The organism is Sphingomonas hominis, from assembly GCF_013328205.1.
GTDB classification, from domain to species: Bacteria; Pseudomonadota; Alphaproteobacteria; order Sphingomonadales; family Sphingomonadaceae; genus Sphingomonas; species Sphingomonas hominis.
This window is the reverse complement of sequence record NZ_JABULH010000006.1, coordinates 23,650-40,122: the sequence shown is the minus strand read 5'-3', so window position 1 is coordinate 40,122 and position 16,473 is coordinate 23,650. Positions and strand designations below refer to the sequence as shown.

14 protein-coding genes are annotated in these 16,473 nt (G+C 70.1%); 7 read left to right on the top strand and 7 right to left on the bottom strand.

What is annotated here, in order from left to right:
• Nucleotides 1-5: 5 nt before the first annotated feature.
• Nucleotides 6-476, top strand: a complete 471-nt coding sequence (locus HRV97_RS13580) for a hypothetical protein (RefSeq protein ID WP_246248740.1) — start codon at nt 6-8, stop codon at nt 474-476.
• 317 nt (nt 477-793) lie between these two features.
• Here the strand turns inward: HRV97_RS13580 and HRV97_RS13575 are convergent, their stop codons facing one another.
• On the bottom strand, nt 794-1,426 hold the full coding sequence (locus HRV97_RS13575) for a DedA family protein (RefSeq protein WP_174194826.1): 633 nt from the start codon (nt 1,424-1,426) through the stop codon (nt 794-796).
• Between the two features lie 91 nt (nt 1,427-1,517).
• Here HRV97_RS13575 and HRV97_RS13570 point away from each other — a divergent pair, with 91 nt between their 5' ends.
• On the top strand, nt 1,518-2,312 hold the full coding sequence (locus tag HRV97_RS13570) for an aldo/keto reductase (protein ID WP_174194825.1): 795 nt from the start codon (nt 1,518-1,520) through the stop codon (nt 2,310-2,312).
• A gap of 95 nt (nt 2,313-2,407) precedes the next feature.
• Here the strand turns inward: HRV97_RS13570 and HRV97_RS13565 are convergent, their stop codons facing one another.
• On the bottom strand, nt 2,408-3,814 hold the full coding sequence (locus tag HRV97_RS13565; RefSeq protein ID WP_174194824.1) for a UdgX family uracil-DNA binding protein: 1,407 nt from the start codon (nt 3,812-3,814) through the stop codon (nt 2,408-2,410).
• A gap of 144 nt (nt 3,815-3,958) precedes the next feature.
• On the opposite strand from HRV97_RS13565, the gene HRV97_RS13560 reads away from it, so the two are divergent.
• Nucleotides 3,959-4,627: a DUF3601 domain-containing protein gene (locus HRV97_RS13560; RefSeq protein WP_174194823.1), complete on the top strand. Its 669-nt coding sequence runs from the start codon at nt 3,959-3,961 to the stop codon at nt 4,625-4,627.
• 6 nt (nt 4,628-4,633) lie between these two features.
• Here HRV97_RS13560 and HRV97_RS13555 read toward each other — a convergent pair whose 3' ends face one another.
• Entirely contained in the window at nt 4,634-5,881 is a 1,248-nt protein-coding gene (locus HRV97_RS13555; protein ID WP_174194822.1) for a putative DNA modification/repair radical SAM protein, read from the bottom strand.
• A gap of 235 nt (nt 5,882-6,116) precedes the next feature.
• Between HRV97_RS13555 and HRV97_RS13550 the strand changes: the two genes are divergently transcribed.
• Entirely contained in the window at nt 6,117-7,379 is a 1,263-nt protein-coding gene (locus HRV97_RS13550) for a hypothetical protein (RefSeq protein ID WP_174194821.1), read from the top strand.
• Here HRV97_RS13550 and HRV97_RS13545 read toward each other — a convergent pair.
• Genes HRV97_RS13545 through HRV97_RS13530 form a run of 4 tightly spaced genes read right to left on the bottom strand, consistent with a single transcriptional unit; the run spans nt 7,324 to nt 12,708 of the window.
• Nucleotides 7,324-10,725: an AAA family ATPase gene (locus HRV97_RS13545; RefSeq protein ID WP_174194820.1), complete on the bottom strand. Its 3,402-nt coding sequence runs from the start codon at nt 10,723-10,725 to the stop codon at nt 7,324-7,326. The two genes, HRV97_RS13550 and HRV97_RS13545, sit on opposite strands and share 56 nt — an antisense overlap.
• 30 nt (nt 10,726-10,755) lie before the next feature.
• Nucleotides 10,756-11,487, bottom strand: coding sequence for a thioredoxin domain-containing protein (locus HRV97_RS13540; protein ID WP_246248739.1), 732 nt, complete (start codon nt 11,485-11,487; stop codon nt 10,756-10,758).
• A 16-nt stretch (nt 11,488-11,503) separates the two neighbouring features.
• Nucleotides 11,504-12,184 carry a DsbA family protein gene (locus HRV97_RS13535; protein WP_174194819.1) on the bottom strand — a complete coding sequence of 227 codons (681 nt, stop codon included), beginning with the start codon at nt 12,182-12,184 and terminating at the stop codon, nt 11,504-11,506.
• An 11-nt stretch (nt 12,185-12,195) separates the two neighbouring features.
• Nucleotides 12,196-12,708 carry a DUF721 domain-containing protein gene (locus HRV97_RS13530; protein ID WP_343044514.1) on the bottom strand — a complete coding sequence of 171 codons (513 nt, stop codon included), beginning with the start codon at nt 12,706-12,708 and terminating at the stop codon, nt 12,196-12,198.
• Nucleotides 12,709-12,734: 26 nt separating this feature from the next.
• Between HRV97_RS13530 and HRV97_RS13525 the strand changes: the two genes are divergently transcribed.
• From HRV97_RS13525 to nudC, 3 genes are read left to right on the top strand one after another with little or no spacing between them, the layout of a single operon-like run.
• Nucleotides 12,735-13,829, top strand: coding sequence for an NUDIX domain-containing protein (locus HRV97_RS13525; RefSeq protein ID WP_174194817.1), 1,095 nt, complete (start codon nt 12,735-12,737; stop codon nt 13,827-13,829).
• Nucleotides 13,826-15,256: a serine hydrolase domain-containing protein gene (locus HRV97_RS13520; RefSeq protein WP_246248738.1), complete on the top strand. Its 1,431-nt coding sequence runs from the start codon at nt 13,826-13,828 to the stop codon at nt 15,254-15,256. The genes HRV97_RS13525 and HRV97_RS13520 overlap by 4 nt, the downstream gene beginning before the upstream one ends.
• Complete coding sequence (gene nudC, locus HRV97_RS13515) at nt 15,253-16,167, top strand: NAD(+) diphosphatase (RefSeq protein ID WP_223176856.1); 915 nt, start codon at nt 15,253-15,255, stop codon at nt 16,165-16,167. The genes HRV97_RS13520 and nudC overlap by 4 nt, the downstream gene beginning before the upstream one ends.
• Nucleotides 16,168-16,473: the final 306 nt, after the last annotated feature.

Here is a 16,473-nt window from a genome sequence, read left to right as displayed (position 1 = left end):
TGTCGATGCGTTCGTTTCTGTTTCCGCTCGTCGCCCTGACCGTCCCGGCCCTCGCATTGCCCGCCGTCGCCTCGGGCCAGGGGCTCGGCCCGCCCGCGCCGACGCAGCCGCGCATCGCCAAGACGACCGCGGCGGAAGGCGTGTCGAAGAGCGCGCCGGTCAACGGCGTGCTCGTCCTCTACGGCAACGAACGCTGCCCGACCAACAACAATAACGAAGAAGTCGTCGTCTGCGTCCGCCGCTCCGCCGCGGAGCAATTCCGTATCCCCAAGGAACTCCGCAACTTTGAGGTCACGCCGGAGAATGCGAGCTGGGCGGTCAAGGAACAAGCCAACCGCACTGTCGGTAACGTGGGCGTCGGCACCTGCTCCGCCGTCGGCGCGGCCGGCGCCACGGGCTGCAACGTCCAAGACCTATCGGCCTGGAAACGCGAGCGCCAGGCCGCGAAGAAGGCGGAGACACCCGACCTGCCGTAATCGGCCGTCTCGTCACCCCGGACTTGATCCGGAGCCCCGCTTCTTTCCCCGGCTCGCGGATCACACCACCGCGCTGTCCTACAAATCCCAGTCCCGCTAAGCCGCGATATGAGGCGCAAGCCACACGCTCCTGCTTATCGTCTTAGCCCGACCAATGTTGGCCGCCGCCACGCGTGTTCCCTATGGCATGCGCGTGTGTGCGCTTCGCCCAGCTTTACGCAAAGACACGCATTGGTGTGACCTTCGCGTGACCTTCCGATCCGTCCACGCCCGCACAACACCGTGCGTTGGTGTGACCTTAGCGTGACCTTCCGGGCTCAGGCGTGCTTCTTCAGCCCCCGCACGCGGTGCGAGATGTAGAAACCGATCGCCGCGACCAGCACCACGCCGATCACCGCGTCGGCGCGGTGGAAGAACGCCTTCAACCGCGGATCGCTGTTCCACTGGTCGCCCAGCTTCATGCCGATCCAGGCGAGCAGCAGGCAGAACGGCCACGACCCGACGAACGTGTAGACGTGAAACGGGATCAGCTTCATCCGCGCGACCCCCGCAGGGAACGCGATGAAGGTGCGGATCACCGGCAACATCCGCCCGATCAGGATCGCCCAATTACCCCATTTGTTGAAGAAGCGATCGGCGAGGTCTAGCTCGCCCGGCCCGATCAGCACGTAGCGGCCGAACTTCTCGGCGAGCGGCCGTCCGCCGCGCCGTCCGATCTCATAGGCGACGATCGACCCCAGATTGCACCCGATCGCGCCCGCGGTCGCGGCGGCGAACAGCTCGAACCGCCCGGTCGACACCAGATAGCCCGCGAACGGCATGATGATCTCGGACGGCAGCGGAATGCACGCGCTCTCGATCGCCATCAGCAGCACGATGCCCCAATATCCCATGCCGGAGATGACGGAGATGGCGAATGCCGCGAGCGTAGCCAGGATCTTCTCGACCATAATGCCGCGCTTGCGCGAATTGGCGTGCGAAAGGAAGCCGCTTTCGGAGCGCCGATCGGAACCGGCTCCGACAGCAATGGTTCGTCATTTCATGACTAACCTGACCCTCAACGACGGTCGCACGATGCCGCAGCTCGGCCTCGGCACCTACCAGATCCCCGACGCGCAGGTGGCGACGATCGTCCGCGCCGGGCTCGACGCCGGCTTCCGCCTGATCGACACCGCCGCGATCTACCACAATGAGCGTGGCGTCGGCGAAGGCCTCGTCCACGACGAGGTGTTCCTCACCACCAAGCTGTGGAACGACCGCCACACCGACGCCGCTGCGGCGCTGGACGAGAGCCTGGCGCTGCTCGGCCGCGACGAGGTCGACCTTTACCTGATCCACTGGCCCCACCCGGCGGCGGACGATTATGTCGCGGCGTGGCGTGCGCTCGTGGACTTGCGCGAGGCTGGCAAGACGCGCTCGATCGGCGTGTCGAACTTCATGCCCGAGCATCTCGACCGCATCATCCAGGCGACCGGCGTCACCCCCACGGTCAACCAGATCGAGCTCCACCCGACCTTCCAGCAACGCGACTGCGCCGCCTACAACGCCGACCACGGCATCGTGACGCAGAGCTGGAGCCCACTCGGGCAAGGCGAGACGCTCAAGGACGAGCGGATCGTGTCGATCGCCGACCGCCTGGGCGCCACGCCTGCGCAGGTCATCATCGCCTGGCACCTGGCGAAGGGTTTCTCGGTCATCCCCAAGACCGGCAACGTCGACCGCCTTGCCGGCAATTACGCCGCCCACGAGGTGACGCTCTCCCAGGAGGATTTGTCGGCGATCGACGCGATGGACGACGCCGCTGGCCGCATGGGACCCGACCCCGACACCTTCTGAGCGCTGGCAGACCCACCCCCCTCACGTCATCCCGGCCTTGAGCCGGGATCCCGCTTCTTCTCGCCCCCGATTAGCAGCACCGCGCGACCGCGCCGCTACCCTGCCAAGGCGTGCGCCGCCTTCAGATCCTCGACGAACTTCGCATATTCCGCCGCTTTCGCCGCCTCGTCGGGCAGCCGCAGCAGGTAGCTCGGGTGCACCGTTATCCACGCGGTGCCGCCATCCTCGCCCGGCAGCGTCAACGCGCGGCCACGCTCGCGCCCGATCGTCATGACCTTGCCGAACAGGCTGCGCGCCGCGGTCGCGCCCAGCGCCACCGTGACCTTGGGGCGGAGCAGCATCTGCTCCTGCTCGATCCACCAGCGGCACGCGGTGATCTCGCCCGCGTCGGGCTTGGCGTGGATGCGCCGTTTGCCGCGCGGCTCGAACTTGAAATGCTTTACCGCATTGGTGACGTAGGTTTCCGCGCGCGTGATCCCGGCTTCCTCCAGCGCGCGGTTGAACACCTGTCCGGCAGGACCCACGAACGGGTGCCCGGCCAGATCCTCCTGATCGCCCGGCTGCTCGCCGACGAACATCATCGACGCAGTTACCGGCCCTTCGCCGAACACCGTTTGCGTCGCGGGCTTGTACAGGTGGCAGCGCGTGCACCCCATCGCTTCCTCGCGGAGCGCTTCCCATGCCGCCTCGATGTTGCCGCCCACTGCCGCGCGTGCCTGCGTGATCATTCCACTCTCCCGTGCCTGCGCGGTCGCCAGCAACTCAGGGACCAGTGCGGTTTCCGGCATGTTCTTCCAATATTTGCGCGGCATCTCCTTCAACATCGCGCCGACCTTGACGCGTGCGGGGTTGAAGATGCTGGCGTAATAGGTCTTCCACACCTCCTCGGTCGGATCGCCCTCCGGCGCATCGCCGCGTGCAGCAGCCGGCCCTTCCGACAGCGCCGCACCATCCCAGTGCAGCGACACCTCGGGCGTCAGCACCGACCAGCGCATCGACGCGAAGCGGTTGACGAAGAAGGCGGCGTTGGCGCGCACGATATGATGGTCGGGCTCCCACCACGCGACGAAGCGCGCGGCGCCGTCCTCCTCCACCTCGCGGAAGCGCAGGAATGCGCGCATTTTGTGGATGTCGCGCCGCACCTGCTTGGCGAGCCCATCCAGTCGCCGCACCAGCGGATCGGCCTGATCCTCGACCAGCTTGGGCTCGCGCCTGAGGCGATACAGTGCCGTGTAAAGAAGCGCGAACCGCTCGGGATCGCTGTGCAGCACCACGCTGCGCGCCAGGTCGAGGAACGCGCGCGACACCTTCAGCGCCGGCGCGGGCGGATCGTGTCGCGGCGCGGGCGCATCGGGCTCTGCCACCGCCGCGAACAGATCGCCCGGTACGTCGCCGACCTGCCACACCACGTCGTCGGGTGGCACCCCTTCCGCCGCCAGCCCGCGTGCCGCGTCGCGCCAGGTGTCGAAATCATCGGGTAGGGGCAGGGTGACGACACGCATATACGGCGAACAACCGGCGAACACGCGATCGGGTTGCGACCACGACGGTGCGCGTCACCCGTCGCCGCTACGTGATGAGCCGACGTGCGGCGTTGCGTCACCAAACTTATCCGCCGATGATCGCCGCAGCAGAAGGCCGCACCGATGTTCGATTGGTTGAAACCACGCCACCCCGATCGAACCCGAACAGGCGACGCATTCCAGCATCTCGAACCCGGTCGCGCCTACCATGTCGTGCACCCGTTCACCGATCACGACGGCATCACCCATCCGGTCGGCGAGACCTGGACCTTCCGCGGCGCGACGCTCCTGCCGCACGAGGATGGCCTGTCGCTGCACGTCACGACGCCCGCGGGCGCGGCGCGACAGATCCGCCTGCAACAAAGTCCGGAGGCACAGGGCCACATCGCCGACGCATTGTTCGAATACGTCCATCCGCGCCCGGGCCGCGCCGGCGCATGGCCGCTGCTCGTCACGCGGCAGAGCCTCGCCCTCGCCGAAGACATTGATGCACCGCACGCGGGGGTCGTCGACGTCGAACCGGATGCCAATGCGGCGGCGATCGCGCGAACGATCCTCGCGAGCGGCTACCTGCCCACCGGCCGGCTGTTCGGGGTGACGTGGTCGTTGCGTCTCGGCCCTGATCGAATCCTCTTCGGCCATCGCCACGCCCGCCGCTTCGTCGAGACGCTCGGACCTGCCCCACTGACCGCCAGGGCGCGCGACGTCACTGAGTTACACGTCAGCTACTGGGCACAAGCCGACATCCCCACGATCAAGGCGCGAATCGCCGCCCAACCCGGTACCAGCTAGCCGGCGCTAGGCCGCGAACAACTCCAATTGCTTCTTCTTCGGTGCGACCAGCGGCTTCAACTCGGCGCGGTCGGTCAGCGTCACCGGTCGCCAATCCTCTGCGACGATGAACGGCCGCAGCTTGGCGATCGACACCGTCAGCCGCGCGACATCGTCCAGCCGCAGCCTGCGCCACCGCCGCGAGGCGAGGATGTTCTTGACCGCTTTCGTCCCCAGCCCCGGCACGCGCAGCAACGCCTCGCGCGGCGCGGTGTTGACGTCGACCGGGAAGTAATCGCGAAACTTCAGCGCCCAGGCGAGCTTCGGGTCGATGTCGAGCGGCAGCATCCCCGTCTTGTCATCGGCCGCTGCGACCACCTCGTGCGGCTTGAACTCGTAGAAGCGCATCAGCCAGTCGGACTGGTACAACCGATGCTCGCGCATCAGCGGCGGACGTTGCAACGGCAGCACCGCGCTCGCATCCGGGATCGGGCTGAACGCCGAATAATAAACGCGCCGCAAGTTAAAGCGATCGTAGAGCTGCGATGCCTTGCCGACGATGTCGCCATCGGTCGCCGCATCGGCGCCGACGATCATCTGCGTCGACTGCCCGGCGGGCGCGAAGCGCGGCGCCGACTTATACTTGGCCTTGGCGTCGGTCAGGTCCGCGATCGACGCCTTCACCTCGCGCATGGCGCCCTCGATCCGCGCCTCGTCCTTCTCGGGCGCGAGCCGCTTCAGCCCCGACGAGGTCGGCAACTCGACGTTGATCGACACGCGATCGGCGTAGAGCCCGGCCTGATGCACCAGCTCGGGATCGGCGTCGGGGATCGTTTTCAAGTGAATGTAGCCGCGGAAATGATGGTCTTCGCGCAAGCTCCGCGCGACCTCGACGATCTGCTCCATCGTGTAATTGGGCGAAGAGATGATCCCCGAAGACAGGAACAGTCCCTCGATATAATTGCGGCGATAAAAGGACAGCGTGAGGTTCACTACCTCTTGCGCGGTGAAGCGCGCGCGCCGCACGTTTGAACTCTTGCGGTTGATGCAATAATGGCAGTCGAAGATGCAGCTGTTGGTCAGCAGGATCTTGAGCAGCGAAATACAGCGACCGTCGGGCGCATAGGCGTGGCAAATGCCCATCCCCTCAGTCGAACCCAGCCCCTTGCCGTCGCGGCTGTCACGCTTCGACGTGCCCGACGAGGCGCATGACGCATCATATTTCGCCGCGTCGGCGAGGATCGCCAGCTTCTGTTTGACATCGAGCTGCGCCATACGTTCGATATATGTTCGGGGTGCCAATTTGTCGAGGTGCGCCGCGGGGTTAGGGGGGGTGACGGTCGAAATGCGTCATCGCTAACCACGCTTTTGGCGGCTCCCGGTTATAGGCTAGGCTTCACGATGCTCACATGCCGCTCACGCCGCACGGTGGGCTCCCGACCGGAATAAGCGACTCGACCGGCGTGCCTGCCCTTGTCGCCCCACGCGCGCTCGGCCAAGACGCGGGGCCATGCGCGACACGATCGACCGATGGACCGACCGACTGGGCGACGAGGCGCCGTGTTGGGCGCTGGCGCTCACCTGCGTCGCCGGGCTCGCGTTCAAGCTGCACTGTGGCGCCTACTGGATCGGCGGCGAGCAATATACCACCGGCTGCTACAGCGACGCGGTGCCGTTCTGGGGCCTGCGCGGCGTCGCGGCAGGGCAGGTGCCGTATTTCCAGGCACGGATGGAATATCCGGTGCTGACCGGCGCGCTGATCTGGGTCGAGGGGCTGGTCGCGCGTGTGCTCGGGCTCGGCCGACCCGACACGGCCGATTTCCTGACGGCGGTCTGGCTCGGCAACACCGCTTGCGCCTTTCTGGTGCTGCGCATGATGCGCCGCGCCGGCGTCGGCCGCCTGCGCCAATATGCCTGGGCGCTCGCGCCGCCGCTGGTGCTCTACCTCGCGCACAATTGGGATTTGCTCGCCGCCAGCCTCGCGGTTGCCGCACTGCTTGCCGCGCGGCGTGGGGAGGACATGCGCGCCACCGCGCTGGCGGCGCTGGGTGGCGCGGCCAAGCTGTTCCCGCTGCTGCTGCTCCCGCTGCTGGGGCTCGGTGCGCTGTTCCGCCGCGGCCACTCAATCGGCGCCAATGTAACCCGTGCCGCCCTGCTCGTCCTCGTCGCGGTCGCCGCTTGGGGTGCGGTCAACCTGCCCGTCGCCGCCACTGCCTTCACCAACTGGAGCGAGTTCTACGCCTTTTCGAGCCAGCGCAGCGGCACCGCGGCGAGCGTGTGGGAGCTTGCCAACACCTTCAACTGGTACCCCACCGACATTCCGACCCGCAACCGCCTCGCGCTGATCGCCTTCGCGCTCGGCGCGTTCGCGATCGTGCTCGCCGGTTGGCGTCGCCACGCCCGCCATCCCTGGGTGTTGTTCACGCCCGTGCTCGCCTGGTTCCTGCTGACCAACAAGGTGTGGTCGCCGCAATTCGATCTGTGGCTGTGGCCGCTGCTCGTCCTGACCGCGACGCGTGCGCGCCCGCTCGCCTTGTTCCTGCTCGGCGACCTGCTCGCCTATTTCGCCGAATTCTGGCTGTTCGCAGGGCTGGAGGGCGCGTGGCCGTCGGCGACCCAGGTCGACGTCGCTACCGCGGCGGCGATCCGCGGTGTCGCGGTGCTGTGGATCATCTGGGCGGCGGTGCGCGACCCCGCGCCTGCCTGGATCGATCGCGTCATTCCGCGGCCATCTGCGCCGCCGCACCCAGGTCGACCGACACGAGCCGGCTGACCCCGCGCTCGATCATCGTCACCCCGAACAAGCGGTGCATCCGGCTCATCGTCACCGCATTGTGCGTCACCACCAGGTAACGCGTCCGCGTCTCACGCGTCATCCGCTCGAGCAGCGCGCAGAATCGGTCGATATTGGCGTCGTCCAACGGCGCATCGACCTCGTCGAGCACGCAGATCGGAGCCGGATTGGTCAGGAACAGCCCAAAGATCAGCGCGACCGCGGTGAGCGCCTGCTCGCCCCCCGACAGCAAGGTCAGCGACTGCAGCCGCTTGCCCGGCGGCTGCGCCATGATCTCCAGCCCCGCCTCCAGCGGATCGTCCGAGTCGACCAATTCGAGATGCGCCTGGCCGCCATCGAACAAGGTCGTGAACAGCCGCCGGAAATGCCCGTCGACCGCCTCAAACGCGGCGAGCAGCCGCTGCCGCCCTTCGCGGTTGAGCGTGCCGATCGACCCGCGCAGCCGGTTCACCGCCTGACCCAGCTCGGTGCGCTCGGCGGCGTTGCCCGCGCTCGCCGCTTCCAGCTCGGCCAGCTCCTGCGCGGCGACGAGGTTGACCGGCCCCATCCGCTCGCGCTCGCGCAGCAACCGTTCGTGCGCCGCCGCCTCCGCCCCGGGCGCGCCCACGTCGGCGACCGCGAACCCCAGCCGCTCGGGCAGCACCGGCGCGGGACACGCGAACCGCTCGCCCGACGTGCGTCCCAGATCGACCCGCCGCGCCTCGTGATGCTCAACGCGCGCCGCCGCACCCGCACGCGCCTCGCGCGCCGCCGCCAGCACCTCGCCCGCGCGCCGCGCCGCGCCCTCGGCCGCGCGCAAGTCGCGCTCGCCGCCTTGTTCATCCGCAACGGTGCGCTCGGCATCGATCCGCGCGGCGGCGTGCGCCTGCTCGGCGGCTGCGACCGCCTCCGCCATTATCGGCAGCGTCGGCGCGAGCGCGGTCAGTTCGCGCGCCACCTCGCCCTCGCGCTTCGCCATGTCGCCGATCCGCCTGGCCGCATCGCCCGCACGCGCGCGCCAGCTCTTGGCGTCGCCCTGTGCGCCCGCCAGCCGCTCGCGCAGCACCGCCGCCTGCCGCTCGCCCGCCTGCCGCGCGGCGCGCGCGACATCCACCGCCTGTCGCTGTGCCGCATCGTCGCGGCGCAGGTCGGCGATCGCCAGCGCGGTCGTGCTCAGGTCGGGCAGCGCGGCCACCGCCGCCTCGCTCTGCGCCACGTCACCTGCCGCCTCGTCGTGCTCGCGCGTCGCGCGGTCGGCGCGCTCCTCGGCATCGGCGCGTTGGCCCGCGATCCGGTCGAGCAGCGCCCCCGCGCGCGCCTCGCATCCCTGCGCCTCGCGCTCCGCCGCCTCCGCGCGCGTGATCGCCGCGCGTGCCTCGCGCGCCGCCGCCTGCGCGCGCGCGATCTCCTCCGATACCGCCTGCGCCGCCGCCGCAGTCCGTTCCGCCGCCGCCCGCGCCTCGGGCAACGCCGCCTGTAGCGCCGCCAACCGGTTCTGCCGTTCCAGCCGCTCCGCCGCAGCCGCACCGCCACTCGTCGCGACCAGCCCGTCCCAGCGCCGCATCGCGCCGCCCAGCGTCACCACGCGCTGCCCGACCGCCAGCGTTGTTCCGCGATCCTCGTCCACCACGAACACCTGCGCCAGCCGTCGCGCGAGCGCCGCCGGCGCGACCACGTGCGTCCCCAACGGTTCGGCACCCGCGGGCGCTGCCGGGTCGTCGTCGCGCATCGCCGCGCCCGCCCACCAAGCGCCGCCGCCCGCCTCCAACCCGATCGCCAGATCGTCGCCCAGCGCCGCCGCCAGCGCACGCTCGTACCCAGGCGCGACCGTGACGTGATCGAGCAACCGATCACGCCCGCTCCGCTGGAGCGCCCGCGCGAGCGTCGCCGCTTCCGCGTCCAGCGCCGCACGCTCGGCGTGAGCAACGGCGCGCGCCTGCTCGGCCGCATTGCGCTTGACCATCGCACCGCGTTCGCTCGCCTCTGCCGTGTCGAGCGCCGCGCGCGCTTCCTCAGCCCGCGCTTGCGCCGCCGTTCGCGCCATCGCCGCCGCGTCGCGCTCGGCCGCGACCGGCGCCGGCTGCGCCACCGCCGCCAGCGCCGCCGCCGCGCTCGCCCGGTCACGCTCGGCGCGGGCGAGCCGCGCGCGTCCCTGCGCCAGCGCTGCCTGCGCCACCCGCGCCTCCGCCTGCTCGCTCGCCTGCGCCGCCAGCGCTTGCGCCAGCGCCACTTCCGCGTCGCGCGCGCTTCGCTCCGCCGCGCTCAGCGCCGCCTCCAGCACCGGCAAGCCCGCGTCTGCCGCGGCCAGCGTGCGCTCCAGCTCCTTGGTGTCCGCCGCCAGCGTCGTCAGCGCCGCCGCCGCCTCGTTCGCCAGCGCGCCCTCGCGCGCGCGATCCTCGCCGATCCGCGCCGCCGCCTGCTCCAGCTCCGCCACGCGCCGCTCGGCCGTGGTCGCATCGTTGCGCGCGTGGGCAAGCGTCGCTGCGGCCGCGCTCGCCCGATCACGCGCGGCGAGCGCGGCGGCGCGCATGTCCGCCAACGATGCGATTGCCGCTTCCTGCGCGTTTGCCGCCTCGTCGTGCGACGCCTGCGCGGTCACCACCCGCGCGTCCGCCATGCGCGCCTCGCCGCGTGCGCCTTCCGCCCCCACGTCTGCCTCGCGCCAGCGCGCGAACAGGCTGCGCGCCTCCGCCACCCGGATCGCCTCGGACAGCGCACGGTATCGCTCGGCCGCGCGTGCCTGCCGCCTGAGCGCGCCCGCCCGCGCGTCGGTGTCCGCGATCACCGCGTCGAGCCGCTCCAGGTTCGCCTCGGTCGCGCGCAGCCGCGCCTCCGCGTCACGGCGCCGCACGTGCAGCCCCGCTATCCCCGCTGCTTCCTCCAGCATCGCGCGCCGGTCGGCGGGCTTGGCCGCGATCACCGCGCCGATGCGGTTCTGGCTGACCAGCGCGGGACTGTGCGCGCCGGTCGCGGCATCGGCGAACAGCAGTTGCACGTCCTTCGCGCGCACGTCGCGCCCGTCGATCCGGTACGCCGAGCCCGCGCCGCGCTCGATCCGGCGCACCACTTCCGCTTCCTCGCCCGCATCGGTGTCGAGCAGGATCGACACCTCGGCGAAATCGCGCGGCGGCCGCGTCGCGGTGCCGGCGAAGATCACGTCCTCCATGCCCGCCCCGCGCAGCGACCGCGCGGAATTCTCTCCCATCGTCCAGCGCAGCGCTTCGAGCAGGTTGGACTTGCCGCAGCCGTTCGGCCCGACCACGCCGGTCAGCCCGGGCTCGATCACGAGGTCGGCGGGGTCGACGAAGCTCTTGAACCCCGTCAACCGCACCCGCTTGATCTGCACGCGCGCTTGCCTCGGCGCGCTACCGGGTGATTACGCCCCCGCGGTCTTCAGCGCGCCCTCGACCCCGTCCCACGTCACGACATTGTCGAGCTTCTTGCCGTTCAGGAAGAAGGTCGGCGTTCCCTGCACGCCCTTCTCGGTACCGGCGTCCATATACTTGATCAGCGCCTCGATCTGCTTCTCGTCGGTCAGGCACGCGCGCGCCTGCGCCTCGGGAATGCCGCGCTGCTTGACGAAGTCGATGTAGCCCAGCTTCTCGGCCCAGTTGGTGAACATGACGCCCGGCGCCTTGCCCTGCTGCGCCTGCTGAAACGCGCCGGCATCCTCCATCTTGGGCAGGATCGTCGCCTGCGCCGCCATCATTTCCTCCAGCAGCGGGAAGAATGGCTGCGTGCCGCCGCACCGGCCCAAGAGCGCCGGCGGGAAGTCGGGCGCGCCGTGGACCAGGAACTCGCGGAACTCGTACGAGACCTTTCCGGTCTTGACGTAATTGTCCATCAACGGCCGCATGCCGGTGTTCGCGAACGCGCCGCACGTCGGGCACAGTCGCGAGCCATATTCGACCAACTTGAGCGTCGCATTGGGGTTGCCCGCGACATACCCGCCCTCGGGCGTCTGCGACACCGTCTGCGTCCAATCCTGCCCGGCAGGTGCCGCCGCCGCCTTGACCGAGCCCGCGGGCGCGCTCGGCGCGTCGCTGCTGCCGCCACCGCAGCCGGTCATCAGCGCCAGCGCGCCGGCGAGAAGTGCGAAACGCTTCATGAACAACTCCACTTCGTTACTTGGCACCGGCCGCGCGCAGCATCGGCTGCAACTGCGCCCAGGCGACCGTCTGGATCAACTTGCCGTTCACGACGAACGCGGGCGTCCCCGCCGCGCCTTCGGTCGACTGCGATACCTTGAGCGCGGCGTTCAGCGCCTTCTCGTCGGCGAAACACGCCTCGATCGCCGCCGGCGACACGCCCGCCGTTCGCGCGATCTCGGTCAGCCCCGCACCGTCCGCCAGCGCGCGCAGCTGCGCCAGCTGCGGGTAGGTCGACACGCGCGCCGCATTTGCCCCATCCCACGCCACCGCGCGGTCGATCCACGCGCGCTGCTGGTCGAGGAAGGCCGCGTGCACCGCCGGAAACGCCGCCGGCCCCGAACAGCGCGCCAGCATCGTCGCGGCGAGGTCGATCTTGTCGTGCAACTGGTTGCGCACCTCGACCGCCAGCGTGTCCGACCGCACCATTGCCTTGATGCTGGCGTCGGACTCGGCCGCGAAATGCGCGCAATGCGGGCAGGTGTAGCTCAATATCTCGACCAGCCGCACCTTGGCTTTCGGATTGCCGATCAAATAGCTGCCCGTCGCGACCGGCGTCGTTACCGCGGTCCACGCGCGCGGCGCGGCGGCGGCAGCATTGGGGGCAGGGGAGGCGGCGAGCATCGCGGCGGCGATGAGGGGCAGGAGCGTCTTCATATCGGCCGTCTTCATTTCACCTGGGGCAGGCTGGGGCGGTTGGCGACGCCGGAGGCCAGCGCCTCCAGCACCGCCTTCAACTCAGGATCGGCGATCGTCTTCAAACTCGCGCCCAGCTCGACCGGCGCGGGCGCGAGTTCGGGCAGGACGCGCTTCGGCGCACGTTTTGTGATCTCGCCCTGACGGATCGTGATCCGCGCCACCGCCTGATAGCCGAAGAAGCGGTTCACCCGCTCGGTGATCTCGGGCAGCACGTGCTGCATCATGACCGCGTGCGCGCCGCGGCAGGTCAGCGTCAGCGTGCCGTCCTGCTTCTTGCCCATCGGAAAGCGGATCGATTCGGGCGAACTGACCGCCGCCAGCCGCTCGCCGACGATCTCGGGCCAGCGCGACACCACCGCCGACTGGATGAAGCCGAAGCGCCGGAACGCGGCACCGCCGACGGCGGGCAGCAGCTCGGACACGGCGCGTGACCGGTTCTGGCGCTCGGGCGGGGGAAGGGGGGCGCGCGGGCGCTTGCTCATCCGCCCGCCCATGCCATAGCGGGGCCGTGGACGCCAAGGATTCGATCGCACCCGCAGCCGATGGTCCCGCCGATCCGCACGCGGTCGCGCCCGCCTTGCTCCACTGGTACGACCGCCACCGCCGCGACCTGCCGTGGCGCGCGCGACCCGGCGAGACGCCCGACCCGTATCGCGTCTGGCTGTCGGAGGTGATGCTCCAGCAGACCACCGTCGCCACGGTCCGCCCGCGGTTCATCGCCTGGACGCAGCGCTGGCCGACCTTCGCCGATCTCGCCGCCGCCGACGAGGCGGACGTGATGGCCGCCTGGGCGGGGCTCGGCTACTACGCCCGCGCGCGCAACTTGCTCGCCGCCGCGCGCGTCATCGCGGCCGAGCACGGCGGTGAGCTGCCTTGCACCGAGGAGGCACTGCGCCGCCTGCCGGGCTTCGGCGCCTATACCGCCGCCGCGGTCGCCGCGATCGCGTTCGGCGAGCGCGCGGTGGTGGTCGATGCCAATGTCGAGCGCGTCGTGGCGCGCCTGTTCGCGATTCAAGTGCCGCTGCCGAACGCCCGCCCCGCGATCCGCGCCGCGACGGATACGATCACCCCCGACACCCGCGCCGGCGACTTCGCGCAGGCGATGATGGACTTGGGGCAGGCGATCTGCACCGTCCGCCGCCCCAAATGCCTGCTTTGCCCACTCGCATCCCATTGCGTCGGCCACGCGCACGGTGAGCCCGACCGCTTCCCAACTAAGAAGCCGAAAGCCGATCGCCCGCACCGCCACGGCACGATCTTCTGGCTCACCCGCGCGGGCGATGACGGCCCCGAGGTCCTGCTCGTCCGCCGCCCCGATCGCGGGCTGCTCGGCGGCATGCGCGCGCTGCCGACCGGCCCGTGGGAACCAGCACGGCCCGGCCTCGTCGACGCGCCCGCCGAGACCGACTGGCGGGCGCTCAACGCGCAGGTCAGCCACGGCTTCACCCACTTCACGCTCGATCTTGCGCTGGTGACGGGTGAGGCGCATGGCCCGATTTCGGCCGCCGGCGAATGGTGGCCAGTGGCATCGCTCGACGAGGCCGGTCTGCCGACCGTCTTCGCCAAGGCGGCGCGCGCGATCAGGGGGATGGAGGCAGGATGAGGCAGGGATCGTTGAAGCGCCGCTCGGTAACCGCCGCAGGGGCCGCCGCGCTCGCGCTGCTCGCCGGGGCGACGATCGCGCACGAGGCCGCGTCGCAGGCCAATCCTCGGCAGAACCCGCAACAGCGCGTCGCCGTTACGCCGCGCGCACCGCTACCACCCGCTCGGACGGCGGCGCAGCGCACCCTGTCCGAAACGCAGGCGCTGTTCGACCGTCTCGTCGCGACGAACCGCGCGCCCGGCGTCGCCGGCGCGTTCGGACAAGGCGACGCGCCGACGGTGTTCCTCTCCTCCGGCCGCATCGCCACCGACGCGACCGCCCCCGCCGCCGGTCCCGACAGTCTGTGGCGCATCTACTCGATGACCAAGCCCGTCACCGGCATGGCGGCGATGCTGCTCGTGCAGGACGGTCGCATCGCGCTCGACGATCCGGTGTCGAAATACATCCCGGCCTTCGCGACCATGCGCGTGCTGACCAATCCCGACACCTCGCTCGACACCGTGCCCGCGCGCCGACCGATCACGATCCGCATGCTGCTCACCCACTCGGCGGGCCTCAGCTACAACATCTCCGCCAAGGGGCCGTTGCTCAAGGAAACCGAGCGGCTCGGCGTCGTCCCCGCGCAGGTCAATGCCGAGACGGAGCGCACCGCACGCCGCACCCGTCCGACCAGCCTGCTCGCCTTCGCCGACCGCGCCGCACAACTGCCGCTGATCGCGCAACCGGGTACTAAATGGAGCTACTCGATCGGCCTCGACGTGATGGGCGCGGTGATCGAGCGCGCGAGCGGCATGTCGTTCGAGCAATTCGTTCAGACGCGCCTGCTCACCCCGCTCAAGATGACCTCGACCGGATGGCAGGTGCCCGCCGGGCAGCAGAACCGCTTCGCCACGCTCTACGTCGCGGCGGCCGGGCGGTTGCTGCCGTTCGATCCCGCGGCAACCTCGCCCTACCTGACTGCTCCCAGCTTTCCCTATGGCGGGGCAGGGCTGGTGTCGTCGGCGCGCGATTACGACCGCTTCCTTCACATGATCCAGAACGGCGGCACGCTCGACGGTGTGCAGGTGATGAAGCCGGAGACGTTGCGGCTCGCCACCTCCAACCTCCTGCCGCCCGGCGTCACCTTCTCCGGCTACACGCCCGGATCGATCAAGGGCGCGGGTTTCGGCGCGGGCGGGCTGGTGCAATTGGAGGATGTGCCCGGCGGCGTGCCGCGCGGCACCTATAGCTGGAGCGGTGCCGCCAACACGATCGCCTTCGTCAACCCGCTCACCCGCACCCGCGCCACGACGATGACCAACATCTTCCCCCCCGGCAGCCTCGACCTCGCCGCGCAGGTCGGCGCGGCGCTGCGCCGCGACGCGGAACGTGCCGCCGGGCGCACCGACACGCGCGCGCCCGCGCCCGCGCAGCAGCGTCGCCCATGACCGGTAACTCGACGCCCGGCACTTCGACGCCCGGCATCCTGACGCCCGGCTTCACCGGCGGCACGCTCGACCGCGCCGACGCGATGCGCCACGACGACGACGCGCTCGCCGCCGCGATGGGCAATTGGCAGGCGCGGCTGCTCGTGCTCCACAACTGGGAGCCGGAGGTCACCGACGACGGCCGGCTCGGCTGGACGATGCTGACCGAGGCACCCGACGATGCCGAGTTCGTGCTGCTCGGGCTCGACCGGGGCCGCCCGCGCTTCGCCGCGCTTCTGCCTGGGCAAGGCGCACCGCCGCCGTTCCGCTCGCCCACCTTGTTCAACGCGCTCGAACAGCTCCAGCCTGGCGAGGCGGCGACCTTCGCCACCGCGCGATCGCTGCTCGACTGGCACGCGCGCCACGGCTTCTGCGCCCGGTGCGGCACCGCGACCGCGATCTTCCGCGCCGGCTGGGGCCGCCGCTGCCCCAATTGCCGCGCCGAGCATTTCCCGCGCACCGACCCCGTCGTCATCATGATCGCCGAGCATAACGGCCGCGCGCTGATCGGCCGTCAGCCGAGCTTTCCCGCCGGCCGCTATTCCGCGCTCGCCGGCTTCCTCGAACCCGGCGAGTCCATCGAGGAAGCCGTCCGGCGCGAAATCGGCGAGGAGGCGGGCGTCGAGGTCGGCGCGGTCCGCTACGTCGCCAGTCAGCCGTGGCCGTTCCCGTCGCAACTGATGATCGCCTGCATCGGACAAGCGCTGACCGACCAGATCATGCTCGACACCAACGAGCTCGAAGACGCCAAATGGGTGTCGCGTGCCGAGGTGCTCGCAGTACTGAACGGCACCGGCGACGCCTTTATAGCGCCGCCGCCCTACGCGATCGCGCACACCCTGCTCGACGCCTGGGCGCGCGAGCTGGCGTAGCCGCGGGCGTTTGCGCCTACCGGACGCGCCCAGCTCAAGCCTCGGCAACCACCCCGCCGCGACACCTTGCAATGTAGGAAAAGGAAGCGCAGCCCCGTCCGTCCCGCTCTTTGACACGGCCGCCCTCCATCTGCGTACCACGCCGCCTCGCGTTTCCGCGGCGACCGGCAACGAGACACGCCTTGGCGTGACCTTCGCGTGACCTTCCGACCGCTAATAGATCGCCGGAGCGTTTCTCGAACAGCTTGTCTCATCTTCGTCACCCCGGACTTGATCCGGGGTCCCGCTTCTCACGGGAGGTCGGAG